23 protein-coding genes are annotated in these 24,768 nt (G+C 64.3%); 10 read left to right on the top strand and 13 right to left on the bottom strand.

The genetic code is table 11. The annotated features are described in order from the left end of the window. Positions 1-10: 10 nt before the first annotated feature. Entirely contained in the window at positions 11-1,639 is a 1,629-nt protein-coding gene (locus KT882_RS08425) for a M28 family peptidase (RefSeq protein WP_228895304.1), read from the bottom strand. Positions 1,640-1,774: 135 nt separating this feature from the next. Between KT882_RS08425 and gluQRS the strand changes: the two genes are divergently transcribed. Next, positions 1,775-2,734, top strand: coding sequence for a tRNA glutamyl-Q(34) synthetase GluQRS (gene gluQRS / locus KT882_RS08420; protein ID WP_228895302.1), 960 nt, complete (start codon positions 1,775-1,777; stop codon positions 2,732-2,734). On the opposite strand, the gene KT882_RS08415 is transcribed toward gluQRS, so the two are convergent. Next, positions 2,704-4,119 (bottom strand): ATP-binding protein, encoded by a 1,416-nt coding sequence (locus KT882_RS08415; RefSeq protein WP_161073251.1) that lies wholly within the window; start codon positions 4,117-4,119, stop codon positions 2,704-2,706. The two genes, gluQRS and KT882_RS08415, sit on opposite strands and share 31 nt — an antisense overlap. Positions 4,120-4,281: 162 nt before the next feature. Next, entirely contained in the window at positions 4,282-6,867 is a 2,586-nt protein-coding gene (locus KT882_RS08410) for an ATP-binding protein (protein ID WP_161073252.1), read from the bottom strand. Between the two features lie 166 nt (positions 6,868-7,033). On the opposite strand from KT882_RS08410, the gene KT882_RS08405 reads away from it, so the two are divergent. The 3 genes from KT882_RS08405 (at position 7,034) to KT882_RS08395 (ending at position 13,044) form a co-directional block, all read left to right on the top strand. After that, a complete protein-coding gene (locus KT882_RS08405) occupies positions 7,034-7,762 on the top strand; it encodes a response regulator (RefSeq protein ID WP_228895299.1) in 729 nt (242 codons plus the stop codon). A 31-nt stretch (positions 7,763-7,793) separates the two neighbouring features. After that, entirely contained in the window at positions 7,794-9,947 is a 2,154-nt protein-coding gene (locus tag KT882_RS08400) for an ATP-dependent helicase (protein ID WP_228895297.1), read from the top strand. 115 nt (positions 9,948-10,062) lie between these two features. Then, positions 10,063-13,044 carry a TonB-dependent receptor gene (locus KT882_RS08395; protein WP_228895296.1) on the top strand — a complete coding sequence of 994 codons (2,982 nt, stop codon included), beginning with the start codon at positions 10,063-10,065 and terminating at the stop codon, positions 13,042-13,044. Positions 13,045-13,102: 58 nt separating this feature from the next. On the opposite strand, the gene KT882_RS08390 is transcribed toward KT882_RS08395, so the two are convergent. Next, positions 13,103-13,828 (bottom strand): transporter substrate-binding domain-containing protein, encoded by a 726-nt coding sequence (locus KT882_RS08390; protein ID WP_228895294.1) that lies wholly within the window; start codon positions 13,826-13,828, stop codon positions 13,103-13,105. Positions 13,829-13,928: 100 nt separating this feature from the next. On the opposite strand from KT882_RS08390, the gene KT882_RS08385 reads away from it, so the two are divergent. Next, positions 13,929-14,723, top strand: coding sequence for an alpha/beta fold hydrolase (locus KT882_RS08385; protein ID WP_161073256.1), 795 nt, complete (start codon positions 13,929-13,931; stop codon positions 14,721-14,723). A 70-nt stretch (positions 14,724-14,793) separates the two neighbouring features. Here KT882_RS08385 and KT882_RS08380 read toward each other — a convergent pair whose 3' ends face one another. From KT882_RS08380 to KT882_RS08370, 3 genes are read right to left on the bottom strand one after another with little or no spacing between them, the layout of a single operon-like run. Further along, on the bottom strand, positions 14,794-15,534 hold the full coding sequence (locus tag KT882_RS08380; protein ID WP_228895292.1) for a metallophosphoesterase family protein: 741 nt from the start codon (positions 15,532-15,534) through the stop codon (positions 14,794-14,796). Beyond that, on the bottom strand, positions 15,531-15,995 hold the full coding sequence (locus KT882_RS08375) for a PIN domain-containing protein (RefSeq protein WP_228895289.1): 465 nt from the start codon (positions 15,993-15,995) through the stop codon (positions 15,531-15,533). The genes KT882_RS08380 and KT882_RS08375 overlap by 4 nt, the downstream gene beginning before the upstream one ends. After that, positions 15,985-16,215: an AbrB/MazE/SpoVT family DNA-binding domain-containing protein gene (locus tag KT882_RS08370; RefSeq protein WP_228895288.1), complete on the bottom strand. Its 231-nt coding sequence runs from the start codon at positions 16,213-16,215 to the stop codon at positions 15,985-15,987. The genes KT882_RS08375 and KT882_RS08370 overlap by 11 nt, the downstream gene beginning before the upstream one ends. A gap of 98 nt (positions 16,216-16,313) precedes the next feature. Between KT882_RS08370 and KT882_RS08365 the strand changes: the two genes are divergently transcribed. Next, positions 16,314-16,949 carry an acyl carrier protein phosphodiesterase gene (locus tag KT882_RS08365; RefSeq protein WP_228895285.1) on the top strand — a complete coding sequence of 212 codons (636 nt, stop codon included), beginning with the start codon at positions 16,314-16,316 and terminating at the stop codon, positions 16,947-16,949. Here the strand turns inward: KT882_RS08365 and KT882_RS08360 are convergent. Both KT882_RS08360 and KT882_RS08355 read right to left on the bottom strand, forming a co-directional pair. After that, a complete protein-coding gene (locus KT882_RS08360) occupies positions 16,901-17,590 on the bottom strand; it encodes a YjjG family noncanonical pyrimidine nucleotidase (RefSeq protein WP_228895283.1) in 690 nt (229 codons plus the stop codon). The two genes, KT882_RS08365 and KT882_RS08360, sit on opposite strands and share 49 nt — an antisense overlap. A gap of 46 nt (positions 17,591-17,636) precedes the next feature. Then, entirely contained in the window at positions 17,637-17,927 is a 291-nt protein-coding gene (locus tag KT882_RS08355; protein ID WP_161073260.1) for a hypothetical protein, read from the bottom strand. Positions 17,928-18,118: 191 nt separating this feature from the next. On the opposite strand from KT882_RS08355, the gene udk (KT882_RS08350) reads away from it, so the two are divergent. The 3 genes from udk (KT882_RS08350) to KT882_RS08340 all read left to right on the top strand — a co-directional run bounded on the left by udk (KT882_RS08350) (position 18,119) and on the right by KT882_RS08340 (position 19,910). Continuing rightward, a complete protein-coding gene (udk, locus tag KT882_RS08350; protein ID WP_161073261.1) occupies positions 18,119-18,760 on the top strand; it encodes a uridine kinase in 642 nt (213 codons plus the stop codon). An 8-nt stretch (positions 18,761-18,768) separates the two neighbouring features. Continuing rightward, entirely contained in the window at positions 18,769-19,461 is a 693-nt protein-coding gene (udk, locus tag KT882_RS08345) for a uridine kinase (RefSeq protein ID WP_228895281.1), read from the top strand. Positions 19,462-19,664: 203 nt separating this feature from the next. After that, on the top strand, positions 19,665-19,910 hold the full coding sequence (locus KT882_RS08340) for a hypothetical protein (RefSeq protein ID WP_161073262.1): 246 nt from the start codon (positions 19,665-19,667) through the stop codon (positions 19,908-19,910). A 290-nt stretch (positions 19,911-20,200) separates the two neighbouring features. Here KT882_RS08340 and KT882_RS08335 read toward each other — a convergent pair whose 3' ends face one another. The 3 genes from KT882_RS08335 to KT882_RS08325 form a co-directional block, all read right to left on the bottom strand. Beyond that, positions 20,201-22,540, bottom strand: coding sequence for a TonB-dependent receptor (locus tag KT882_RS08335; protein WP_228895279.1), 2,340 nt, complete (start codon positions 22,538-22,540; stop codon positions 20,201-20,203). Between the two features lie 96 nt (positions 22,541-22,636). Then, a complete protein-coding gene (locus KT882_RS08330; protein ID WP_161073264.1) occupies positions 22,637-22,852 on the bottom strand; it encodes a helix-turn-helix domain-containing protein in 216 nt (71 codons plus the stop codon). Positions 22,853-22,861: 9 nt separating this feature from the next. After that, positions 22,862-23,398: a hypothetical protein gene (locus tag KT882_RS08325; RefSeq protein WP_161073265.1), complete on the bottom strand. Its 537-nt coding sequence runs from the start codon at positions 23,396-23,398 to the stop codon at positions 22,862-22,864. 207 nt (positions 23,399-23,605) lie between these two features. Here KT882_RS08325 and KT882_RS08320 point away from each other — a divergent pair, with 207 nt between their 5' ends. Then, positions 23,606-24,019: a tyrosine-type recombinase/integrase gene (locus tag KT882_RS08320; RefSeq protein ID WP_228895277.1), complete on the top strand. Its 414-nt coding sequence runs from the start codon at positions 23,606-23,608 to the stop codon at positions 24,017-24,019. A gap of 42 nt (positions 24,020-24,061) precedes the next feature. On the opposite strand, the gene KT882_RS08315 is transcribed toward KT882_RS08320, so the two are convergent. After that, positions 24,062-24,658 (bottom strand): hypothetical protein, encoded by a 597-nt coding sequence (locus tag KT882_RS08315; RefSeq protein ID WP_161073267.1) that lies wholly within the window; start codon positions 24,656-24,658, stop codon positions 24,062-24,064. Between the last annotated feature and the right edge of the window lie 110 nt (positions 24,659-24,768).

The raw sequence follows: 24,768 nt of genomic DNA, 5'->3' as shown, positions 1-24,768 counted from the left end.
CTGGAGGGCTTTACTTGGCGCGGGCTTTGCCGAAGGCGTCGCCGGCTTTCCAGTCGGGCATCTTCGGCGCGTCCGCCACCATGCGGCCCAGGTTGAGCGCGAACTGGGCGTGCTGCGTCATGCCGGCCAGGTCCCAGCTCGGATCGTATTCATCCGACACCTGGTGGTAGCGCTTGCTGTACGCGGCGGCCTTGGCTTTCGCAGCCTCCTTGTCGCCCAGGTAGTCGCTGCCCGAGGTGATGGAGAACGCCGGCACGCCCACCTTGGCGAAGCTGAAATGGTCGCTGCGGAAGTAGCCGCCCGACAGGTCCGGCCTGGCTTCGGCGATCACCATCTTCATGGCCTTGGCAGTGGCTTCGGCCATCTTGCCCAGGTCGGTGCGTTCGCTGCCCTTGGCGCCGATGTCGCGCGTGACGCCGATGAAGTTCAGGCTGTCCAGGTTCAGGTTGGCGGCCGTCTTGGCCAGCGGCCACAACGGCGCGGTGGCGTAGGCTTCGCTGCCCAGCAGGCCCTGCTCCTCGGCGGCCACCCACAGGAACATCTGGCTGCGCTTGGCCGGATTGAGCGAGGCCTCCTTGGCCATGGCCAGCAGCGCGGCGCTGCCGGAGGCGTTGTCGACCGCGCCGTTGAATATCGTGTCGCCATCGGTGCCCTGCTTGCCCAGGTGGTCCCAGTGCGCGCTGTAGATCACCACTTCGTCTTTCAGCTTGGGATCGGTGCCCGGCACCACGCCGGCCACGTTGAACTGCTCGATACGACGCACGGCGGCCTTCATCTCGCCCGCCACTTTGGCTTTCAGCGGCACCGGCTGGAAGTCCTTGCTTTCGGCGGCGGCGCGCAGCGCGTCCAGGTCCTGGCCGGCGGCCTTGAACAGCGCGCGCGCGGTGTCATCGGTCAGCCAGCCTTGCAGGCCGGTACCAACGGCGCCTTGCGCCAGCTGGAAGCGTTCCACATTGTCCCAGCTGTTCTGGATCACGCTCCAGCCGTACGACGCGCTCGGCGTGGTGTGGATCAGCAGCACGCCGGCTGCGCCCTGGCGCGCCGCTTCTTCAAACTTGTAGGTCCAGCGGCCATAGTAGGTCAGCGCCTTGCCGCCGAAGCGCTCGGGCTGGGCGGCGGTCGGCTGCGGGTCGTTCACCATCATGACCAGCACTTTGCCTTTCAGGTCCTGGCCCTTGAAATCGTTCCAGCCTTCCTCCGGCGCGGTGGTGCCGTAGCCGACGAAGACCAGCTCCGCGTCCAGGCTGTGCAGGGCTTGCGCATCGCCCGGCGCCCACACCCAGTCCTTGCCGAAGGAGGCAGGCAGCGCGGCGCCGTTCGCTTCCAGGCGCAGCGAGCTGTCGGCCGGCAGTGACTTCACGCCCGCGATCTGCACCGCCTGGCGGAACCTCTTGCCGGACACCGGCTTCAGCCCGGCGGCCAGCGCCTGCGTCTCCAGGTAGGCCACGGTCAGGTCGCCGCCGCGCTGGCCGGTGCCGCGCCCTTCCAGCAGGTCGCTGGACAGGAAAGCCAGGTGGGCGCGCAATGGCGCCTCCTGTACTTTGGGCTGCTTTTGCTGGGCGGCTTTGGGCGCTGCCGCGTGGACGGGGAAGGCGAGCACGAGGCTGGCGGCAAGAACGGACGAGAACAGTTTCTGCATAGGGTCTGGTAAGAAGTCGGGGTAGGCAGCCGCATTGCTGCGCCGAGCATTGTATGCGAACTTCCCTGCTTGTCCATTGCGCGCTGCAGCAAGCGGCGGTTGACGCGCACCGCGCCGGTCGGGGATACTTTTCACATGACGTCAGCACTCCCCCCCTACATCGGCCCCTACATCGGCCGATTTGCGCCCTCGCCCACCGGCCCATTGCACCTCGGTTCACTGGTGGCGGCCATGGCCAGCTATCTGGACGCCAAGGTCCACCAGGGCCGCTGGCTGGTGCGCATTGAAGACCTGGACCGCGACCGCAACGTGGCGGGCGTGGATCAGCACATCCTGGCGTCGCTGCAACGCTGCGGCATGCAGTGGGACGGCGAGGTGACGTGGCAAACCCTGCGCACGGACCTGTACGAGGCGGCGCTGGCGCAGCTGGGCGATGCGGGCGCGGTCTATCCCTGTTCCTGTTCGCGCAAGGAGATCCAGGATTCGCAGCTGCGCCTGGGCCAGGCCTCCTCGGCACTGGTCTATCCGGGCACCTGCCGCAACGGCCTGGCGCCGGGCAAGGCGGCGCGCGCGGTGCGCTTGAAAACACCGCTGCGCACGGCGCCATCGCCGGACCGCGTAATCTGCTTTCACGACCGCTGGCACGGCAAGGTTTGCCAGGACCTGGCCGCCGAGGTGGGCGACTTCGTGATACGCCGCGCCGACGGCTTCTGGGCCTACCAGCTGGCGGTGGTGGTGGACGACGGCGCGCAAGGCGTCACCGACATCGTGCGCGGCGCGGACCTGCTTGACTCAACGCCGCGCCAGCTCTACCTGCAGGCGCTGCTCGGCCTGCCGCAGCCGCGCTACCTGCACGTGCCGGTGGTGGCCAACGCGGACGGCGAAAAGCTGTCCAAGCAGACCGGCGCGCAGGCTTTCGACAATGGCGCGCCGGTGGCGCAGCTGCTGGAGTCGGCGCTGCTGCCTGCGGCGCGCTTCCTGGGCCTGAATCTGCAGGCCGACAGCGTGGAGGCATTCTGGCGCGCGGCGGTACCCGCCTGGGAGCGTTTGCTGGCGGCGAAGGATCAGAGTTCCGGACCGCGCAGCGCCACGTAGTGCGCCAGGACCGTGTCATGCTCGCCGCTTTCGGCCAGCTTGGAGGCCGCGTAGCTGCGCGTGGTTTCCAGCATGCGGTAGCGCGCCGCGCCGGTGTCGGCCACCGTGGCGAGCATGGACTTGCTCACCAGGCTGGATAGCGCGTCCATCGCCTCCTCCAGCCCTTCCCTGCCGTCCGCGCCCATGCTCAGCGCCTCCTCCAGCGAAAAGCGGCGCCGGAACACCGACAGCCGGTGCAGCATATTGCGCTCGCCTTCGCCCAGCAGCGCGTAGCTCCAGTCCAGCGTCGCCTCCAGCGTGCGGTGCCTTACCTTGGCCGTGCGCCGCCCGCCCTTGAGCAGATAGCAGCAGTCGTCCAGCCGCGCCATCAGGCCGCGCATGCCCAGCAGCTCCACGCGCGCGGCGGCCAGTTCTATCGCCAGCGGTATGCCGTCCAGGCGGCGGCAGATGTCCGCGATCTGCGGCGCTTCGGCGTCTCCCAGCGCCAGCCCGGCGGCGCTGGCCTGCACGCGCTCGGCGAACAGCTGCACCGAGGGATAGACCATGGCTTGCGCCATTGTCAGCGGCGGCGCATCCGGCTCCGGCTCGGGCGGCAGCTCCAGCGCGGGCAGGCGGTGCACCCACTCGCCCTCCGCGCGCAGCGGCTCGCGGCTGGTGGCCAGCAGGCGCACGCCGGGCGCGCCGTGCAGCACCTGCTCGGCCAGCATCGAAACGGCTTCCAGCACATGCTCGCAGCTGTCCAGTATCAGCAGCAGGTGGTGGCCTTGCAGCGCGGCCACGATGGCGGCCATGCTCTTGGCCGCCGGATGCTCCATCACCAGCGCCGCAGCCAGCGCCTGCGGCACCTGGTCGGCACGCGTCAGCGAAGCCAGGTCGACGAACACCGTGCCTTGCCGCCAATGGGTCTGCATGCGCTCGGCCGCCGCCAGCGCCGCCGTGGTCTTGCCCATGCCGCCGGTGCCGACGATGGTGACGAAGCGCCTCTCGGACAGCTGCCGCTGCAGCGCCGCCACCGTCTGCTCGCGGCCGAAGATGCGGGTGGCGCAAGGCGGCAGGCCGTCGCTCTGCGGCAGATAGACCAGGTTCGCGGCGCCGCCGCCGTCGGCGCCGGCAGAGGCGGCGGGCGTTTCGGCGGCGCGCCGCACCACCGGGGTGATGAAGCAATAGCCGCGCCCCACCACGTTCTCGATATGCCGCTCGCCCAGCGTCTTGCGCAGCGCGGCCACGTGCACGCGCAGATTGCCTTCCTCGACCACGGTGTTGGGCCAGGCGCGCGCGATCAGCTGGTCCTTGGTGACGGTTTCGCCGGCGCGTTCGAGCAGCATGTGCAGGATGTCGATGGCGCGGCTGCCCAGGCGCAGCGGGCGGTCGTCCTCATAGAGCATGCGGCGCGCCGGAAAAAAACGGAACGAATTGAAGGCCAACACCGGTTCGCCTGCTTCTGTGGCGTCGTAAAACATACAGTCCTCTTATGACGCGATACGGTTTGAGCTTGCAGTATGCCAGCTACGCGTGTCTCCGGCATGACGTGAATGCACTCCAATGTGTCAATTGACACGTGGGCGGAACACCTGCGCTAGCGCGTGCGCCAGCTCCATCATGGAATACGGCTTGCGCAGCACCCCGCCCGCGCCGCCCTGCTGGGCCAGCGCCGCGCCCAGGTAGCCGCTGGCCAGCACCACCGGGATGCCTGCGCGCACGCCGCGCAGCGCGCGTATCAGTTCCGAGCCCGTCATGCCGGGCATGCGCTCGTCGGTAATGACGGCGTCGTAGCGCTCCGGCGCCGCCGCAAACGCCGCCAGCGCCTGCGCCGGCGAGGTGAACGCCGCGTGCTCATAGCCCAGGTCATCGAGCATGGCGCCGGCCAGGCGGGCCAGCGCCTCTTCGTCGTCCACCACCAGCACGCGCTGGCCCTGGCCGCGCGGCGGCAGGTCCGGCGCCGCGTCCGCGCCGCTGGCCGCCACGTCGCCGCAGCGCGGCAGGAAGACCGTGAAGGTGCTGCCCTCGCCTTCGCTGCTGGCCACGCTCACTGCGCCGCCCAGCTCGGTCACGATAGCGTGCACCAGCGACAGCCCCAGCCCGGTGCCCACGCCCGCGTCCTTGGTGGTGAAGAAGGGATCGAATATCCGCCCCAGGATGGCGGCGGGAATGCCGGCGCCGCTGTCGCTGACAGTCAGCACGATATGATCGGCCGCCGCCACGCTGCCTATGGTGGCAAAGGAAGGCGCGCTCATGCTGCGCGTTTCCAGCACCACCCGCAGCACGCCGCCGCCCGTCATGGCCTGCACGCCGTTCAGCATCAGGTTGCTGAGCACCTGGTGCACCTGGGTACAGTCGCCCAGGATGGCCGCGCGGCCGGCCTGCAGGCAGGCGCTCACCCGCACGCCGGGCGGCAGCTTGGCCGCCAGCTGGTCCAGCGCCTCGCGCGCCACCGCCTCCACGTGCACCGCCTCGCGTTCCCCCATGCCGCCCCGGCTGAAAGCCAGGATGCGGTCCACCAGCGCCCGCCCGCGCTCGCCCGCCGCCACGATGTGCCCCACGTCGCGCCGCAAACGGCTGCCTTCGGCCGCGTCGCGCAGGGCCATTTCGCCGTAGCCGAGTATGGCGGCGAGGATGTTGTTGAAGTCGTGCGCGATGCCGCCCGCCAGCGTGCCCATCGCCTCCAGGCGCTGCGCCAGCCGCAGCTGCTCCTCCAGGCGGTGGCGCTCGGTCACGTCGCTGACGGCGCCGGTCCAGCGCACCGGCGTGCCGGCCGCGTCGCGCTGGCACATGCCGGTCAGGTGTATCCAGCGCAGCTCGCCGCGCGGCAGCATGCGGATCTCCAGGTCGAAGCGCGCGCTGCGGCCGGCGAAATGCTCGGCCGCCGCCTTTTCCCATTTCGGCTTGTCCTCCGGGTAGAAGGGGAAACGCGCCAGGAAATCGGCGCGCCCGGCGAACACCGTGTCGGGCGCGAAGCCGTACAGCTCCAGCATGCGCGGCGAGCCGTAGAACTCGTCCTTGAGGATGTCCCAGTCCCAGTGGCCCTCGCCGGCGGCGCTCATGGCCAGGGCGTAGCGCTGCTCGGACGCGCGCAGCGCCATCTCGGTGCGGGTGCGGTCCGTCACGTCGGTGATGGCGGCGTTCCAGCGCAGCAGGCGGCCCTGCGGGTCGCGCGAACACATGCCGGTCAGTTTCAGCCAGCGCACTTCGCCGTCCACCACGATGCGCAGCTCCAGCTGCAGCCGGATGGCGCTGCCGGCGAAATGCCCGGACAGCTGGTCTATCATGCGCTGCCTGTCCTCCGGGTGGCAGGGGAAGCGCGCCAGGAAGTCGGCGCGGCCGCTGAACACCGTGTCCGGCGGCAGGCCGCACAGCTCAAGGTAGCGCGGCGAGGCGTAGAAGGTGTCGGTGGCCACCACCCAGTCGATATGGCCGTCGCCCGCCGCGTTTACGGCCAGCTCGAAACGCTCCTCCGAACGGCGCAGCGCCGCCATCGACATGCTGCGCTCGATGACGATGCCGGCCAGGTGCGAGAAGCGCGCGATCATGCTCTGCTGCAGCACGCTGGGCGGCAGCGCCAGGTGCGAATACACGCCGAAAGTGCCCAGCACCTTGCCGCCGCTGGCGAAGATGGGCATGGACCAGCAGGCGCGCAGGCCGTATTCCAGCGGCAGGCGGCGGTATTTGTCCCACAGCGGGTCGCTGGCGATGTCGGCCACGAAGACCGGCTCGCGGCGCCAGGCCGCCGTGCCGCAGGAACCCTCGCCCGGCCCCACCAGCACCGAGCCCTCCAGCGCCAGCATGAAGCCGGGCGGCATATTGGGCGCCGAGCCGGGACGCAGCAGCATGCCGTCTTCGTCCATCACCAGCAGCGAGCTGACCGCGTCGCCCGCCACCGCGTCGAACAAACGGCAGCAGGTGTCCAGGATGCCGCACAGCGGCTCGCCGCGCGCGATCATCTCCAGCAGCGATTTTTCGCCGGACAGCAGGCGCTCGTTGCGCTCGGCGGCGGCGCGCGCCCGCTCCAGCGTCTGCACCGCCTCGACCAGGCTGGCCGGCACGCCATGCGCGGCCAGCACGTGCGCCAGGCTGGCGCCGAGCAGGGGGTCGGATGCGGCGTCGGGCGCGGGCGCGTTGGGAATCTGGCGGTCCATATTGGGGAGCGGAAAGCGGGGTTTAACTGTGTCACAGTTATGCGCTGCCGTCAAAGCGGCAGTATGGCGTGCGAAACACCGAATATTTCAATTGACACGAAAGCCGATTGTTACAATTCTGTTACAATCTCACCTCGGCGGTATGCCGGTTTTCCAGGGAAGAACAATGTCAGGCGATGTGCATGTGCTGGTAGTGGATGATGATGAAGGCGTGCGCCAGATGATCGTCGACTACCTCGGCGACAACGACATCCGCACCACCGCCCTGCCCGACGGGCGCGGCGTGGACCGCGTGATGGCCGAAGACCTCGTCGACCTGCTGATCCTGGACCTGAAACTGCCCGGCGAGGACGGCATGCAGATCGCGCGCCGCCTGCGCGACGACTCCAACCTGCCCATCATCATGCTCACCGGCCGCAAGGACGAGGCGGACCGCGTGATGGGCCTGGAACTGGGCGCCGACGACTACCTGACCAAGCCCTTCTCGCCGCGCGAACTGCTGGCCCGCATCCGCGCGCTGCTGCGCCGCTCGCGCGCGCAGGAATCGGTGGCCGACGCCCTGGCGCGGGTGCGCGCCTACCGTTTCGGCGGCTGGGTGCTGAACGTGCGCCTGCGCAAGCTGACCACGCCCACCGGCGCGCCGGTGGCGCTGACCAACAACGAATTCAACCTGCTGGCCGCCTTCCTGGCCGCGCCGCAGCGCATCCTGTCGCGCGAGCAGCTGCTGGACATGTCGCGCATGCATAACGACGAGGTGTACGACCGCGCGGTCGATGTCCAGGTCGGCCGCCTGCGCAAAAAGCTGGAGCCGCAGCCGGGCAACGGCCCGCCCTTCATCCGCACCGAGCGCGGCGCCGGCTACCGCTTCACCGCCGAGGTGGAGGCGGTGCGCTAGAGGGAGGCGCATCTGCCTGTATACTGCGGCCATGACCGAATCCAACCCGCCCCGCTTCACCCCGCAAGGCCTGATACGCACCCCGGAACAGACCGCCATCCAGCTGGCCCAGAACAAGGTGGTGCTGATCGACGCCAACGCCGGCGCCGCCAAGACCACCACGCTGGCCCTGCGCATAGGCGAAGCGCTGGCGCGCAAGCTGCCGCCCGAGCAGATCCTGGCGCTGGTGTTCACGCCCGAAGCGCGCGATGTGATGCGCCAGCGCCTGCTCGATATCGGCATACCCTACGCCGCCGCCTCGCGCGTGGACGTGGCCACCTTCGAGGATTTCGCCGCGCGCATGCTGGCGCAAAGCGGCAGCGGCGCCGCCGAGCGCCTGCCGCAGGCGCGCCAGCTCAAGCCCTACGTGCTGCACGCGCTCGAGCGCGTGAGCGAGCGCTACACCGGCCAGGTGGAGTACCTCGACATCCGCACCCACAACATTGCGCTGTCGCAATTCCTGGACTTCCAGCTCACGCTGAAAGCCACCATGGCGCTGGACGCGGACCTGGAATACATGGAGCTGGAGGAAGCGGCCGAGCTGCTGAAAGTGCCGCTGACCGACTACCTGGCCACGCGCGAGTACGAAACCATGCGCCTGGGCGGCGACGACGGCGCGCAGTTCCGGGGACCGTTCGACGCCACCTACGACCTGGCCTGCCAGTTGTCGCAATCCGCCGAGTCCGCGCAGGCCCTGCCCGGCTACCGCGTGGTGGTGTGCGACGAGCTGCACGACCTGAACGAAGCCGCCTTCCGCATCCTGAACGCGCTGCTGGCGCGGCCGGACTGCTATTTCGTCGGCGCGGGCGACAAGGACCAGGTGATCTACACCAAGCTGGGCGCCAGCCAGGAATTCCTCGAGCACCGCTTCGCCCGCCTGTATCCGTCCCTGAAGCACTACCCGCTGACCTACACCTACCGCCACGGCCCGCACCTGGCCTACGCCATGCAAGAGTTCAAGAACAAGCCGGTGGAATCGAGCCTGCCGCTGCACACGGAAATCCGGCAGCTGCACTACACCGACGCCGACGGCTGCGGCGAGCAGGTCATTGCCGCCATCAAGGCCTGGAAGCGCGACGGCTACCCGCTGGAAGGCTGCGCCATCCTGCTGCGCGACCGGCACCAGTCCATCGCCGTGGAGAACGCGCTGCTGAAGGCGAAAATAGGCTACCGCACGCCCGCCATGGCGGGCTATCTGCAGCGCGACGAGATCCTGTTCCTGCGCGGCATGCTGGCCATCGCGCTGCGCGACCTGGAGGCGGTGAAGTCGCTGGAGGTGCGCGCCGCCATGGTGGAGGCGCTGGCCGTGTTCGGCGAAGTGCAGCTGGCGCCGGAGCGGCTCGAGATGGCCAAGCGCGAAGTGGCGCGCACGCCTTCGCTGCTGGGCGACTTCTACACGCTCTACATCAACGGCGGCGACGGCTACGGGGATCCCGCCCGCAGCGCCGGCGGCAGCGTGATGGCCGCCGCCATCCAGTACGCGGCCGGCCTGGACCCGGCCGTCAACGCGGCCGAGGCGCTGCGCGCCATCTGCGGCCAGATCAACCTGGAGCAGGCCGCCAAGCGCATCTTCGTGCGCCCCTACGAGGCCAGCGTGGTATCGAAATCGGTGGCGGGCTTCATCGCCTTTGCCGAGCACTCCGGCCAGACCCTGGCCGAGTTCTGGCAAACCCTGAACGCGGCCGAAGCCTTCGCCAGCCGCAAGCGCGAAAAAGACTATGTCACCCTGGACTGCGCCGGCAACGCCAAGGGCAAGGAGTTCGAGCACGTGATCCTGCCCTTCCTGGAGGCGGGCGAGTTCCCTAGCCCCATGTTCGCCGGCGGCGAGGAGGAAAACCTGTTCTACGTGGCCGCCACCCGCGCCAAGGCGCGCCTCACGCTGCTGTCCCCGTCCGAGGCGGCGCAGCGCAGCCCCTACCTGGCCCGCATGCGCCTGGCCGCCACCGCAGCGGCCGCCGAACAGGCCATCAACCGCAACAGTGAGGCTGTTCAACAACAAATCCCGGCCCGATATTATCTGAGCGCCACCATCCACGAGGCCCAGCAAGTGAAGGCGCTGGGCGCCAAGTTCGACTGGTCCCGCAAGGCGTGGTATGTGGAACCGGGGGTCGACCTGGCCCCGTTCAGCCGCTGGCTGCGCAGCTGATTCCGGACTGCTCATTCCTCAAGGTTATAGTTCCAGCAACAGAACTCATTATTCAGCCCGCTGCCGTTCATCAATACTGCCAATTGCATACCAATTTCAACAGGGAGAGCACGGCATGAATTTGAAGAAGAAACCGGTCGCGGCAGCCATTTCGATCGCACTGTGCGCCATGGCGGCGCCAACGTGGGCACAGCAGCAGGCGGCACAGCCGGCTGAGGACGCCAGCGTGCAAAAAGTCGAAGTGTCCGGCATCCGTGCCTCGCTGGCCAAGTCGCTCAGCGTGAAAAAAGACGCCAGCGCCAACGTGGAGGTGATCACCGCCGAAGACGTGGGCAAGATGCCGGACAAGAACCTGGCCGACTCGCTGCAGCGCCTGGCCGGTGTGGCCGTGCGTACCGACTACGACGAAGCCGAGAAAGTGTCCATGCGCGGCACCAACCCGGACATGTCGCTCATCCTGTTCAACGGCCACACCGTCTCCGGCGGCGACTGGTACGTGGCCGACCAGGGCTCCAGCAGCCGCAGCACCAGCCTGTCGCTGATGCCGTCCTCGGTGCTGAACCAGGCCATCGTCTACAAGACCTCGCAGGCCAACATCGTCGACGGCGGCATGGCCGGCACCATCAACGTGACCACCCGCAAGCCGCTGAACGAGAAAAACAGCTTCGGCGGCGTGATCCGCGCCGGCCTGACCTACGCCCAGCTGCCCGACAAGACCTCGCCCGACCTGAACGGCACCTTCAACTGGAAGAACGAGGACAACACCTTCGGCGTGATCACCCAGCTGTTCAAGGAAAAACGCTACGTCCGCCGCGACTCCGTGTCGCGCTTCGCCTACGGGGCCAGCAGCGGCTGGGACGTGATCAACACCAGCACCATGAAGGGCATTACCGATGCATCGCTGGCGGGCACCGGCCTGAAGGCGGCCGACCTGAACGGCGTGCGCATGCCGGGCTCGATGAGCTCGGAGTTCGTCGAAGGCGTGCGCGACCGCGCGGGCGGCATGCTGTCGCTGCAGTTCCGTCCCAACAAGGACCTGGACGTCACCGCCACCGGTTTCTACTCGGAAATGAAGGCTGAAAACAACGGCCGCCTGACCGCCGGCGCGATCTACAGCATGCTGCTGGGCAAGGGCGATCCGGTCGGCGGCGTGGCGGCGAGCAGCATCAACAACGGCCCCAACAACACGCCCATCTACGCGCAGATCCGCAACCCGGTCATCGTCAACGAAACCACCATGTACGGCCACCAGCTGCGCGTGCTGAAAAGCGCGGACATCGTCTTCCCGGACGGCAGCCCGCCCATGTACATCGGCAACTCGGAAGGCTTCTACCGCGAAGGCGCCAAAGCCACCAGCGGCTTCCTGGACCTGGACGGCAAATACCGCGTCAACAACGACCTGACCGTCAAGACCCTGCTCAGCACCACGCGCGGCATCGGCACCACCAAGGGCGACCAGGGCCTGACCTACGCCCGCTACGGCACCGGCATCTCCTACGGCCTGAACGGCCTGGAAGACGCGCCCAATTCGCACTACACCGGCGCCGGCAGCAATGTGCCCGGCCTGAATCCTGACGGCAGCGGCTACAAGCTGGTGGGCCGCACGATTTCCGGCATCCGCACCGAGGACAAGGAAAGCAGCGGCCAGCTCGACGCCGAGTACAAGCTCGACAAGGGCGTGTTCCAGTCCATCGAAACCGGCGTGCGCTTCTCCGACCACAAGCGCAACAGCCGCCGCTGGAGCCCGGCCTTCCGCAACGCCATCATCGCCACCGCGGACCCGAGCGGCGCCATCCCCTACCCGTCCGACTTCGGCAGCGACATCGGCGGCGGCAACTGGGACAACACCGGCTTCAGCTTCACGCCGGAGGCGCTCAAAGCCTATATGGCGGCCAACCTCAAGACCACCTCGGACGAGTGGGAACGCCGCGTGTCGACTGAAATCGACATGCGCGAGCGCCAGACCTCGGCCTACGCCATGCAGAACCTGGAAGGCGAAGGCTGGTCCGGCAATATCGGCCTGCGCTGGGTCCGCACCCGCATCAACGCGCAGATCCCGACCCCGATCCCGTCCGGCGCCTGCCAGCGCACCGAACCGGGCAAGCCGGCAACCGTCTGCGCCCTGTATCCGGGCGCCATCACCACCGCCGGCGAAGCGCAGTCCTACTACGACGGCGCGGTGTTCAATCCGAACAGCGGCGTGCTGTACTTCAAGACCCCCACCGACCGCACGTACAACAAGCTGCTGCCTAGCCTGAACCTGCGCTACGAGCTGGACAAGAACATGATCGCCCGCTTCGGCGCCAGCCGCACCATCGGCCGCCAGAACTACAACCTGCTGGGCAGCGGCTTCACTTCGCCCACCTGCGACGCGACCGGCTGCGTGGTGACCGGCCCGAACCCGGACCTGAAACCGCTGACCTCGGACAATCTGGACCTGTCCTGGGCCTGGTATTTCAAACCGCGCTCGCTGGTGTCGGTCAACGTGTTCCACTCCAAGATCGACGGCTACGTGAAAACCGGCGGCACCAATTCCGGCACCACCATCCAGCTACCCGATCCGCGCACGCCCAACGTGATCCAGACCTTCACGATCAACTCGTCCACGCAGCAGGGCGCCAAGATCAGCGGCATCGAGCTGTCGTATGAGCAGCCTATCTGGGGCGGCTTCGGCTTCCAGAGCAATGTGAGCCGCGCCAAGACCAAGGTCGACGACGGCCGCCCGATGGTGGGCGCGTCCGACTGGGCCGGCAACCTCGGCGCCTACTTCGAGAACGACGTGTTCAGCACCCGCCTGGTGGCCAACTACCGTGGCAAATACGTGAACTCGAGCACGGCGCCTGCGCCTAGCGCCAACAGCCAGGGCCTGTCCACTATCAACGGCGTGCTCATGCCGACCGCGCCTACCATGGCGGCCGGCGTGACCACCCTGGCCTTCTCGGCCAACTACACCTTCGCCAAGAACTGGCAAGTATCGTTCGACGCAACCAACCTGCTGAACCAGGTGCGCGCGCAGTACCGCTACAGTGAAGAAGAACAGCAGAAGGTCGACGTTTCCGGCCGCCAGTTCTATCTGAACCTGAAGTACAAGTTCTAAGCAGCACTGCGGATGAAGAGCCTGGGCCACAAGCCCAGGCTTTTTTTATTGGGCGGCGCTATTTGAAGGTAATGGCCTGGTTCAGCCGGGTGATCACCTCGTCCGGCACGCCCATGCCGCACATGATGTGGCGCTCGCTGCCGCGCGGCATATCCCTCAGCCGCAGCACGCGCAGCTTCTTCGCATGCTCGCCGCCGTGCGCCAGCAGGTAGCGCGCCTCGTCGTCGGACACGTACATGAAGTCGGCCAGGCCGGCGCTGATCGATTGCAGCATCTGCACCGGGGCACCGGTGGAAATGGACAGGGCCGGCTTGATGCGCGCCATCAGCCCGTCGATATGCACACCGTAGGAATAACTGTCCTTGACCAGCACGCGCGTGCCTGGCCGGCGCAGCACGCCCTCCAGCGTGGCGTCGTCGCCCACGCTGAAATCGGCGCGCGCCAGCAGCACCCAGTCCTTGTCGCGGTAGATCGGCTTGGTGAATTTGGCGTAGCGCTCGCGCTCCGGCGTGCGGAACCAGCCCAGCGCGCAGCTGCGCGCCTGCGGATCCTTCACCATCGCCAGCTGGCGGTTGGTGGGCAGCCGGGCCCACGTCACGGCGATGCCGGCCGCCTGGAAGGCTGCAGCGGCGGGCGTGCCGGTCAGCCCGGACGGCGCGCCGCCCTCGCCCGGCACCATGTAGGGCGGCCGGGTGTTATAGGTCGCAACGACAGCGCCTTCCGCGCAGGCGTCGGCCAGCGGCAAGGACAAGACGGCCAGCAGCAATGCACCGCGAGCGTTCATGACGAAATTGGCAAGTGGGAGAAACGCTAGTCTACACCGCAACGGCTGAGCTGAGACAGCAGGCGCTATAATCGCGGGTTTGCCGTTTGCCATAGACCACATGACCACCACCCACGCCCTGCCCGACACGCGTCCCGCCGTTGTTCTGCTGCACAGCTCCATGAGTTCCAAAGGCCAGTGGGCCGAGCTGATGGCCCAGCATGAAGCCAGCTTCCGCTTCATTGCCGTCGACCTGCTGGGCTACGGCAAATCGCCCTTCCCCACCGGCAGCGAAGGCAATTTCTCGCTGGCGCACGAAGTGGACGCTGTAAACGCCGCCATCGCAGGCAAGCTGGCGCCCACGGAAGCGTTCCACCTGGTCGGCCACTCCTACGGCGGCGCCACCGCACTGCGCATGGCGCGCCAGCTGCGGGCGCGCGTGACGTCGCTCGCGGTGTTCGAGCCGGTGGCCTTCCACCTGCTGTCCGAAGACGACGCGGCGCGCATCGAAATTGAAAACGTGGTGGCCGACATCCACGGCGCCACCGGCCCGCACGACGCGGCGCGCACCTTCATCGACTACTGGAACCGCGCCGGCGCCTTCGACGCGCTGCCGGAAGCGCAGCAACTGCGCTTTGCCGCGCAGATCGCCAAGGTCAAGCTGGACTTCCAGGCCCTGCTGGGCGAACCGGCCACGCTGGCCGACATGGCCGCGCTGGACATGCCCGCGCTGGTCCTGTCCGGCGAGCGCAGCCCGCAATCGACGCGCCGCGTCGCCGAACGCCTGGCCGCCGCGCTGCCCAACGGCGCCGCCGTCCAGACCAAAGGCGGCCACATGGCCCCCATCACCCACGCCGCCGTGGTCAACCCGCTGCTGGCCGCCTTCCTCTCCGGCGCCGAAATCACCAGCGCCTGAAAGCCTCACCGGCATCGCGACACTGCGTAGGGCGGGTTAGCGGCGCAGCCGCGTAACCCGCCGCAGCCGCCTACGCCCGCATCCGCCCCGTCCTCAACGCAATCGCCCAATCCGCCCGCCCATTACGCTCCGCCATCGCAGCGGCCGCCTCCCAGTCATAAGTCACGGCGACGTGCTCCACCTGCCAGCCCTGCGCCGTGCGCTCCACCAGCGCATAGCGCGCATGCGGCGTAAAGTTCTCCGCCACATGCGGAAAAGGATAGCCATCCTCATACGCCTGCAAGCCCACGCTGCCCGGATTCACAATCAGCCGCCCATCATCGAGCCGCATGCAGCGCGGAATATGCGTATGCCCGCACAAGATCAGCGACGCGCGCGCATCGCCGGCCCGCTCCAGCACCTCCGCATACGTGGCCTGCCGCTGCCCCTGCTCCGTCACCGTCTCCATGAAATACACCAGGTCATTGCCCGGCACCCCATGCACCAGCAGCACCTCGTGCTGCAACCGCAGCTCGGCAGGCAGCGCCCCTATCCAGGCCCGCTCGCCCTCGTCCAGCTGCTGATGCGCATACAGATCGGACGCCCCCATGCGCGCCGGATCATGCGTCAGCACCTGGCGCTCATGGTTGCCCGCGATGGTGGGCAGCCCCAGCGCCATCAGCCGCTGCGCCGTCTCGCGCGGCAGCAAGGGGCCGGACAAGATATCGCCCAGGTTCACCGTCAGATCCGCCCCGCGCCGCGCAATATCCGCCAGCACCGCCTCCAGCGCCCAAAGGTTTCCATGTATGTCCGAAATCGCCGCGACTCTCATGCTTGACCATCCCGCGCAAACGGATTCTGAATCCGTAATGAACCCTCAATCAACTGGCCATGCTGCATATCCTCTGAATAAAATATTTCGCAGCCCGCCTGCAATGCGGAAGCCACCATCAAGGCATCGAAGAACTGCATCTTGTATTTCTCCCTTAAAAGCAAACCTCGCTTATGCGTGTCCAAAGTTATCGGGAGCACCTCCACGCAAAGGCTCTCCAATGCGGACAGCAACTCCATGGCATTTTTCCAGTTGAATCTGCGGCGAAGAACCACGTTGCAGATTTCATTGAACACCTGAACACTGAGAAACATCGCTTCGCCGCCCAGTAAATTCAATGCAGCGTCGGCCTTGATATTGGACGCCAGTTCATCCCGCGTCAACGTTTCCCCAGGAGCCGGCTCCCTGCCGGCCAGCAAGTAAATCAGGACATTGGTATCGACAAAAAAATTAGCGCTCATTCGCTTCAAGCCGATCGAACTTGAAGTCGGCTGGGATGGTGCCCCGCAAGGCCCGGATGCGGGCAATAAGTTCAGCTTTGGCGGGCTTGCGGACCACCTCGAAAACACGCTCTCCGGCTACGTAAATATCGATATGGTCGCCCTCCTTCAGCTCCAGCGCCTGCACTACCGAGGCAGGTAAACGCACCGCCAGACTGTTCCCCCATTTTGCAACTTGCATGGCACACCTCCTGGATATACAACGTGCTTGCGTCTATCCTAGCGGCCCCGCCACGCAAGTCAAGCACGCGAGAATTAACCAGCCTGTAGAATGAAGGAATGAACTACCTCGCCCACATCTTCCTGGCCCGGCAGAGCGGCGCGGCCATGATAGGCGCCATGCTGGGCGACTTCGCCAAGGCGGACGTGCGCGGCGTGTACACGCCGGAGATCGAGCGCGAGATCATGCTGCACCGCTATATCGACAGCTATACCGACAGCCACCCGGCGGTAAAGGCGGCGGTGCAGCTGTTTGAAGGCCCGCGCCGGCGCTACGGCGGCATCGTGCTCGACGTGTTTTACGACCATCTGCTTACGCAGCGCTGGGACCAGTACAGCGACGTGCCCCGGCACGAGCTGATCGCCCGCTTCCACGACGCGCTGCGCGCCCATATGGACATGCTGCCGGAAAAGCTGCAAGCCATCGCGCCGCGCATCATCGAGCAGCAATGGCTGGCGGGGTATGAGGAACTGGCGGGCGTGGAAATGGCGGTCACGCGCATCTCCACGCGCTTGAGCCGCAACGGCCATCTGATGCGCGAAGGCCTGCAGGATCTGCGCCTGCACTACGCCGCCATTGCGGACGGCTTCGAGGCCTTCTTCCCCGACCTGGTGCGCTTTACCGACGAGCGGCGCGCCAGCCTGATTCAGGCAGCCAGCGAGGACACCACGTCGCGCAAGCTCGCCACTTCATAAGTGGGTACCGCCTCGGTGTCATTCGCCACGCGGCCGGGATTGAACCAGCAGCTCGCGATACCGTAGCGGTTCGCGCCGAGGATGTCGGCATCCAGGCGGTCGCCGACGATGACGGAATCGTCCTTGCTGGCGGCGCGCGCCATCCTGGCGGCGTATTCGAAGAAACGCACGTCCGGCTTGGCGTAGCCGCAGGCCTCGGATGTGGAAACGAAGGAAATGTACCGGCTCAGGCCGGAACTGGCGATGCGGCGGTTCTGGATATGCTCCACGCCGTTGGTGATGATGCCCACCTCGCCCACTGCGGCCAGCGTTTCGCACAGCTCGGTTGCGCCGTCGATCAGCACCACCGTGTCCGGCAGCGACTCCAGGTACAAGCGGCTGGCCAGTTCGGGATCGAGGTCAAGGCCATGCGCCTGGAAAGTGCTGCGGAAGCGCTCCACCTTCAGGAAGTCCTTGCTCACCTCGCCGCGCTCGAAGCTTTTCCAGAGCGCCACATTAATCGCCTGGTACTGCGTGAACAGCGGCTCCATGCCGTCGCTCAGGCCGAGCTCCTGCATGGTGCGGGTGAAGGAAAGTTTTTCGGAGGCCTTGAAGTCGAGCAGCGTGTCGTCGAGGTCAAAAAGGAACAGTCTATGCTTCATTGAGTTCGTGTAAACGTGAATCAATGTTGCATCGTAGCATGGCCAGCTAGTGTTGGCCGCCCTTCTTCCTCAGCGGCGAGCAGGACGGATGCGCCGCCTGGCCGGGATAATGCTCGGGACCGGTGGATTCGTCCACATGCTGCTTGGCGTACTGGATGCACAAGCTGCGCGCGCCGGCCGGCGTCCAGGCGTTCAGTTCGATTTCGTAATGCAGCGGCTCAGGCTGGTCGAGGGCGCGTATGGTCAGCGTGCAGTGCCATCTCGCGCTGGGCTTGCCGGTTTCCGCTTTTGCTACTGCACAGTTAATTTCAAACCCACGGTAAATATGTGATCGCATGCAGAGCCTAAATTCCCCGGAAATGATAGCCAGTGATAACGCATGAGCCCGCCGCCATAGGGCCGGCCCGCACTGTTCCGTTATCACTATAGCGGCAGCGCCGCGCGGCGCGCTGCACGTTTGCGCGGGGAAATCTAATGCGGCGGCCAGCAGCCGCTGACAGCCCCGCCGCAGTTCCGGTATCATTCGGCATGAACAAGATTTCTTTCCAACCGTTTGTCATTGGTGTCGCCGGCGGTAGCGGCAGTGGCAAGTCGACGGTGTCCCAGCAAGTGCTCGCGTCGTTTGGCGCGGATATGGTCTCGGTCGTGATGCAGGACGACTACTACTGCGACCAGACCCATCTCACCCCCGAAGTCCGCCGCCAGCAAAACTACGACCATCCGCAGGCTTTCGACTGGCCCCTGCTGGTCCAGCACGTCCAGGCCTTGCGCAATGGCGAAACCATCGCGATGCCGGAATACGACTTCACGCGCGACAACCGTTCCGACCGGACCATTGCAGTCAAGCCGGCCCCTGTGATCGTGATCGAGGGCCTGTTTGCCTTGTACGACGCGGACTTGCGCGACATGATGTCGTTGAAGCTCTTTGTCGATACCGCCTCGGACATCCGCTTCATCCGCCGCATGCAACGCGACATTACCGAGCGCGGCCGCTCGGTGGAGAGCGTCGTCGGACAGTACCTGGAAACGGTGCGCCCGATGCACAAGCAGTTTATCGAGCCGACCAAGCGCCACGCCGACGTCATCATTCCGCACGGCGCAAATGGCCCGGCGGTCGACATGATTACCACCAAGGTGGCGAGCGTTATCGGGCAGTTGAAGCGCCCCTGAAACGCATCGTGGATCAGCCGGCCCGTGACGGGGCGGCTGCGGTTCCGGTATCATTCGGCATGAATACGATTTCCTTCCAACCGTTTATTATTGGCGTCGCAGGCGGTAGCGGCAGTGGCAAGTCCACTGTGTCCCAGAAAGTGTTGGCCGCGTTTGGCGCCGACATGGTCTCAGTCGTGATGCAAGACGATTACTATTGCGATCAAACCCATCTCAGCCCCGAAGTCCGCGCACAGAAGAACTACGACCATCCCGAGGCGTTCGAATGGCCCTTGCTGGTGCAGCATGTGCAGGCCTTGCGCAATGGCCAGGCGATCGAGATGCCGGAGTACGACTTCACGCTCCACAACCGCTCCAACCGCACCATTCCGGTCAAGCCGGCGCCGGTCATCGTGATCGAAGGCCTGTTTGCCTTGTATGACGAGGACTTGCGCGACATGATGTCGCTGAAGATTTTTGTCGACACGGCTTCGGATATCCGCTTCATCCGCCGCATGCAAAGGGATATCACCGAACGCGGCCGTTCGGTGGAGAGCGTCGTCAGCCAGTATCTGGAAACGGTGCGCCCGATGCACAAGCAGTTCATCGAGCCGACCAAGCGCAATGCCGATGTGATTATTCCGCACGGCGCGAATGGGCCGGCGGTCGATATGATTACCACCAAGGTGGCGAGTGTTATTGGGCAGTTGCAGCAGAAGTAATATGGGAGCGCGCGCCTTCGGCGCGCGCCCGCAGATAGTCAAATTTCCCATCTTGCATGATTTTCAACTGGGACATTTTGTCTCGATGTATGGAAATTGCTTTTGTGTAGTATTCCTCTGGCAAATCACTCCTGCCAAAACGGCGTTTTGAGGTAGTGCTCCTCACAATGGATAGTGTCTAATAACAGCCTGGAATACTCAAAATGATGGAATGGATCCCGATAGTCTTAGTTGCGTTCAAGGTGTTCGTGCTCGGGACGGGCATGTTCTTCGCCATCAAGTGGCATTACGATCAAGGGACGAAGGCGAAGGACAAGGAGACGGAGAAGCGCGCAGTGCTGCGCGCGGGCGGCAAGGTGGTCGCAGTCTTCTTGCTATTGCTCATGAGCCTGGGGGTCGCTACCTTCGTCCTTGGTAACATGATAGGTTTGGACTTGTCCTTCCCATGATGCTGGAAAGCGCATTGCATTGGTGGCTTCGGATCCGTTGGGGATGCTTGTGGTGTGCGACTTCGATCAAGTACAGGCCTGAAGTAAGATCATCTACCATCAAGCGATACCGGACACGCCCTGATTCGGCATCGCACTTGTGCGGTTCGCCAATGTTCACGGAAATCATGACTTCGGTGCCGTCGACCGCAGCCATAAAATATTGCGATGTTATTAATCTCAGCGTCTCGTTCAGAATAGTGGTTCCCTAGTGCTTTTCCCGGTCGACACAAAAAAACCCGATGACCACCTCAGGGACGGGATGATGCGGCTGGGACAGCGGCCGGTGCTGGCGTGCCCACCACGGATCCAGCGTTGCGCACCGATGCATTGCCGCTCACCCCTCCCAGTGGCAAACTCAGGCCCACGTATAGTATGCGTCCGGGCACTGTATCCTCAGTAAGTCCGCGGGTCTGGCTCGACTGAGTCAGACGGCGCGGCGAGACCGACTGGAGCGCATCGCTGACGCGCGCATTCAACCTGATACGGTTGTCGACCCGGTGGCTCCAGGTAAAGTCCAGCCGTTTGGTGCGCTCGATCACGGTCTCGCCAAACACCCGCGGGGCGGTAATAGCGAGGGTGCCGCTGAATTGATTCGCAGGATCGTGATCGTAATTGAGGGCAATGCGCGGCTCGATGGCGTTAGCGCGCCGTATTATCGGCTTCTCGTTGAGGCGATACACCAACTGCTCGTAGCGGCGTAGATTGCCGGTCAACGCCAGTTGAAGCGAGGGAATAATCTTGCCGCGCAGCGAGTATTCGACGCCGACATTGTCGCGCGCACCGCCATTGACTCTGGTACTGCGTGTTTTGCCGTCCTCGAAGGTCTCAAGCACCGGCATGATCACATCCGTTTCGCGCCGCACGAAGGCCTTCAAGTCAGTACGCCAAGTGCCCAGCATCGTCTCGTACTGCGCTTCGAGGCTGTCGGTCTTCATGGGCAGCAGTTTAGGATTGCCACTGCTTTCGTAGCGATCACCGTATTTCCGCACGTATGGATCCAGATCGGTGGCCTGCGGTCGCTGGATGCGGCGCGCGTATTGCAGGCGCACGGTACTCGCTTTACCCAGCTTATAACTGGCGAAGGCGCTCGGCAGCCAGTTAAGGTAGCTGTTGTCGCCGAATTTCTCCATGGTGACGTGTTGTGCCTCGATCGCGGTGTGCTCAGTCCGCAGACCAGCCTTGACACTCCACAGCGCATTCAAACGCCATTCGTGGGTGACGTACAGGGCCAGCACACGCTCTTCCAGCGCGAAGCGATTGGTCTGATCGCGGTTGATCGTATCAACGCTGCTGCCCATAGGGCGAAAGGCGGAATAGCTGTCGGTCGTTTGCACGCTGTTAGTGGCCTTGAAGCCGGTGCTGGAGAAGCCCCTGGCGTCGCCACCCTCGTAGGCGCCGTTCAGTTCGAGCAAGCGGTTGGTGGTGTCGCGTCGGGTGCGATTGTCGCGGTTTGCTCGCGCGATTGTCATCTCTAGTTCGGTAACATCGGAAGCAGACTGGCTCTGACGCTGAGCCAAGCTGGTACGCACATCCAGCTTGATGCTTTCGCCGTTGTCGGGCTGCTTGCGTTCATAGGCGATGCCGGCTTCGTGGCCGCGGCTGCCGTAAGTCGACGCACTGTCGAAAAGGAGTTCCTGCCTGCCGCCGCCAGGACGGGGGTCGACATAGTTGTAGTGGGAGCGACTGTGCGCGTTATTGCTGCTGTTGTTGTAATTGGCGATGGCAGCCAGGCTATCGCGTGCATTCAGGTTGTAACGTAGCGTGGAGTCAATGCGGCTGTATGTTCCGTCGTTGACGCTTTGGCCGACGCTATTTGTGTGCGTGATGCCAGTCGGGAAGTAGCTTTCGGACTCGGTACGGCTGCTGCGACTGTCCTTACTGCGCGAGCTTGATGCATTGCCCTCAAGCGAAGCGTAGCCCCAGCCATAGCGACCACTCAGGTAACCCGAGTTGCGCCCTCCGGCACCCGCCGTGGCCGACGCGTTGCCGCTGCCGCCCGGCATCTGGTGGCGCCGCGAAATCAAATTGATGATGGCGCCGCCGCCGCCGTCACTACCGAATTCGGCGCCTGGGTTATTGATCACTTGAACCGACTCGTAGCGGGAAGCCGCCGTTGAGTTGATGGCGCTGGCGCGGTTTTCGCCTTCAAATTGCTGGACGCGTTTACCGTCCACCATGATCGTCACTTTGTCATTGCCGCGCAAGGCGACTGTGCCATTCGCATCGACAGAGACGGACGGCACATTGTTGAGGATGTCGCCGATGCTGGCGTTGGCCGTGGTCGGATTATTCTTGATATCGTAGACTTGGCGGTCAATTCGGTTGGTGGAGCGTTCGCCCACCACGTTAACGACTTGTATCTCGTCGGTCGGGGCCGCACTTGCCACGCTGTTCGAACTCGTGGCCGCGGTAGCGGCAGTGGCTTTGATGGGTGCACTGACTGTGACCGCTTTGACGGACGGCACCGCCGTTTTGGCGGCCTGCGCTGTGGCAGGTTTCTCCTGAGATTCGACCAACTCGGCCTGGGCCAGCGCAGGGGAACCCGCCACAGTCATGGCCACCAGGGTTGCGTACTTACATGTTTTCAAACGTCCTCCACCAAGTCGTTGTTATTGTTCTCATGTGTTCCCCCCCCCTTCGCCAAGTTTATGAATTGGAAGGGGCCGAAAGGTCAGACTTCCTTCCTATTCTGGCGATACCGCAGCGTAGGCCAGGATATCGCCAGGCTGGCAATCGAGCACTTCGCAAATTTTTTCTAGCGTATCGAAGCGAATTGCTTTGGCTTTGCCGGTTTTCAGCACCGACAAATTCTGCGCCGTGATTCCCACCAGTTCAGCCAGCGTATTGAGCCGCATCTTGCGCTGCGCAAGGACCACGTCCAGATTAACGATCAATGGCATATGGCCTCCTCAAATGGTGAGCGACGATTCCTGGTTCAGATCGCGTCCGATCTCCAGCGTCCATAGCAGCACGTACATCACGCCGAAAAACAGCATGCCGCTAATGAGTTCGTCGAACGGGAAACTGAGCGAATAAGACCCTCCACTTGTCATGACGTAAAGCGTCACACCGGCGCGCATTGCAATCTCGACTACGAACAAAGCGATGCCGTATCGCAGCGCCTTGCCTGCCGCGTCAAGCGCGCCCTGGTTGAAGACGTCGCCTGCGCTGAAATGGGCCATAAGCTTTCGGATATGAAACACCAGTAGTTGGGACAGCGCCAGGGCACACCAAAAAAACAAAACCAAGGCACATTGCGATGGGAGGGACAATTGAGTGCGCTCTAGTTTGGTGCCAAACAGGATAAACGTGCCGCTCCCGTAAAAAAATAGCAAAGATGCTGGCCAGCCCAGCCAAAGCAGATACCCAATCAGGGTGAGCAAGCGGCCCAGGTTGCGGCTCCATTGTTTGATCTTGCCGATTCGGTCATGCCGCTGCAGGTCCATCGTCGCCTCCTGTATGTTGAATAGGACACAATGCTGCCATGCGAAGCAGCGAAATGCAATCAATAATTATCGTTTAACGATAAATTTTAGTCGCAAATCAATTTTTTAGAAGAATTACGGCCCAGGCGGGCGATGACGATATGTTCCGAGCCGCAGTCGGCGACACAGGCGTTCGGATGGCGCACCGCCCGCAGGTAAGACGCCCTGATGGGCGCCGACGCCGCATGTCTGTTTGGTGCTCAGTCCGGCGTTGGGCTGGGTCGATTCAGAATAAGGATGGCGGAAGCCGTCGGCCTCGCAGAGCAGTATCCGTTGATCCTGGCCAGCCTGGTGAAACACTATAGCGAGCAGATCGCAAACTTCGTCCAATTCCAATTTTTCGCTGGTCTACGGACGTCCGAGGCCATCGCACTGGAGTGGCCCAACGTAGATTTCAATTCCGGCGAGGTACTGGTGCACGAAGTGATCGTCTACGAGCAAGCGCAGGATTCAACCAAGACATCAACGTCGCGCAAGGTGCGGCTCAACAGCGAAGCCATGGCGGCGCTGGAGCGACAGAAGAAGTTCACCTTCCTGGCCAGCGGCAAGGTCTTCCACGACCCGCTGTATAACGAGCCCTAGCTGCATGCGCGCATCACGAACTCGACGTTCTGGAAGACCACACTACGGTGCCTCGGCATTCACCTTCGCCGCGCGTACAACACGCGCCACACCTACGCGACGCTGGGCCTGATGGCCGGTGCAAACCAGGCGTTCATGGCCAATTGGGAACGAGAACTTACCCAACTCGGCCACGAGATCTGGCTCACCTATCCTAACGGCGATATTTTTGCGCGACAAGTAAAGCAGCAGTTCGATCTCCCAAAGTGCATCCTTCCCTTGCGAAACTTTGCGACCAGCCAAGTCAACATCGTAGCGTGCGATGCGCCTCAGAATTTCCAGCGCAGCCGGCTGCGCTCCAGCCTCAAGTATTGCCCCGATGACGCGCATGGCGTTGGCCGCGGCCACCATCGAACGCGTATCTTGCCCCTGTCCCGCCTCCCATTCCTTGGCGACAAAATGCGCGTGCTTCAGTATCCTCGCAAGTTCACTGGCCGAATTGATAGCGATACCCAATGAGCTGTAAAGGGCAGATACCTCGAAAGCAGACTTCGACAATGATGCGAACGTCGTAATCTGCGCGGCTGGCAGGCGCGTCCTGAAAGAACTAGGACGCAAATTGCCAGGTACCGGGTACCGCACCGAGTAAGTCAAACTCATCAACTTCTCCACATGAAATTGGCAGTAAGGAGGGGAATCAAGGTTCTCGGCGCGCTCAGCAAAAAGCTGTGGGCGTAGGGGCGCGCAGGGGAAAGTCAATTTTAGCCCTG

Origin of the sequence: Pseudoduganella aquatica (assembly GCF_020865585.1) — a bacterium.
In the GTDB taxonomy this organism is placed as follows: Bacteria; Pseudomonadota; Gammaproteobacteria; order Burkholderiales; family Burkholderiaceae_D; genus Rugamonas; species Rugamonas aquatica_A.
Note: the sequence above shows the minus strand (reverse complement) of the source record. Positions and strands in the feature narration are given on the sequence as shown.

What these genes read in the sequence shown, in the direction of transcription:
- udk (WP_161073261.1), top strand. Translation starts at nt 18,119, where the DNA reads ATGAACAAGATTTCTTTCCAACCGTTTGTCATTGGTGTCGCCGGCGGT.
- KT882_RS08410 (WP_161073252.1), bottom strand. Translation starts at nt 6,867, where the DNA reads ATGGACCGCCAGATTCCCAACGCGCCCGCGCCCGACGCCGCATCCGAC.
- KT882_RS08370 (WP_228895288.1), bottom strand. Translation starts at nt 16,215, where the DNA reads ATGCAAGTTGCAAAATGGGGGAACAGTCTGGCGGTGCGTTTACCTGCC.
- KT882_RS08325 (WP_161073265.1), bottom strand. Translation starts at nt 23,398, where the DNA reads ATGGACCTGCAGCGGCATGACCGAATCGGCAAGATCAAACAATGGAGC.
- KT882_RS08330 (WP_161073264.1), bottom strand. Translation starts at nt 22,852, where the DNA reads ATGCCATTGATCGTTAATCTGGACGTGGTCCTTGCGCAGCGCAAGATG.
- KT882_RS08400 (WP_228895297.1), top strand. Translation starts at nt 7,794, where the DNA reads ATGACCGAATCCAACCCGCCCCGCTTCACCCCGCAAGGCCTGATACGC.
- gluQRS (WP_228895302.1), top strand. Translation starts at nt 1,775, where the DNA reads ATGACGTCAGCACTCCCCCCCTACATCGGCCCCTACATCGGCCGATTT.
- KT882_RS08395 (WP_228895296.1), top strand. Translation starts at nt 10,063, where the DNA reads ATGAATTTGAAGAAGAAACCGGTCGCGGCAGCCATTTCGATCGCACTG.
- KT882_RS08380 (WP_228895292.1), bottom strand. Translation starts at nt 15,534, where the DNA reads ATGAGAGTCGCGGCGATTTCGGACATACATGGAAACCTTTGGGCGCTG.
- KT882_RS08375 (WP_228895289.1), bottom strand. Translation starts at nt 15,995, where the DNA reads ATGAGCGCTAATTTTTTTGTCGATACCAATGTCCTGATTTACTTGCTG.
- KT882_RS08405 (WP_228895299.1), top strand. Translation starts at nt 7,034, where the DNA reads ATGTCAGGCGATGTGCATGTGCTGGTAGTGGATGATGATGAAGGCGTG.
- KT882_RS08320 (WP_228895277.1), top strand. Translation starts at nt 23,606, where the DNA reads ATGGGCGCCGACGCCGCATGTCTGTTTGGTGCTCAGTCCGGCGTTGGG.
- KT882_RS08385 (WP_161073256.1), top strand. Translation starts at nt 13,929, where the DNA reads ATGACCACCACCCACGCCCTGCCCGACACGCGTCCCGCCGTTGTTCTG.
- KT882_RS08425 (WP_228895304.1), bottom strand. Translation starts at nt 1,639, where the DNA reads ATGCAGAAACTGTTCTCGTCCGTTCTTGCCGCCAGCCTCGTGCTCGCC.
- KT882_RS08360 (WP_228895283.1), bottom strand. Translation starts at nt 17,590, where the DNA reads ATGAAGCATAGACTGTTCCTTTTTGACCTCGACGACACGCTGCTCGAC.
- KT882_RS08340 (WP_161073262.1), top strand. Translation starts at nt 19,665, where the DNA reads ATGATGGAATGGATCCCGATAGTCTTAGTTGCGTTCAAGGTGTTCGTG.
- KT882_RS08365 (WP_228895285.1), top strand. Translation starts at nt 16,314, where the DNA reads ATGAACTACCTCGCCCACATCTTCCTGGCCCGGCAGAGCGGCGCGGCC.
- KT882_RS08390 (WP_228895294.1), bottom strand. Translation starts at nt 13,828, where the DNA reads ATGAACGCTCGCGGTGCATTGCTGCTGGCCGTCTTGTCCTTGCCGCTG.
- KT882_RS08355 (WP_161073260.1), bottom strand. Translation starts at nt 17,927, where the DNA reads ATGCGATCACATATTTACCGTGGGTTTGAAATTAACTGTGCAGTAGCA.
- KT882_RS08315 (WP_161073267.1), bottom strand. Translation starts at nt 24,658, where the DNA reads ATGAGTTTGACTTACTCGGTGCGGTACCCGGTACCTGGCAATTTGCGT.
- KT882_RS08415 (WP_161073251.1), bottom strand. Translation starts at nt 4,119, where the DNA reads ATGCTCTATGAGGACGACCGCCCGCTGCGCCTGGGCAGCCGCGCCATC.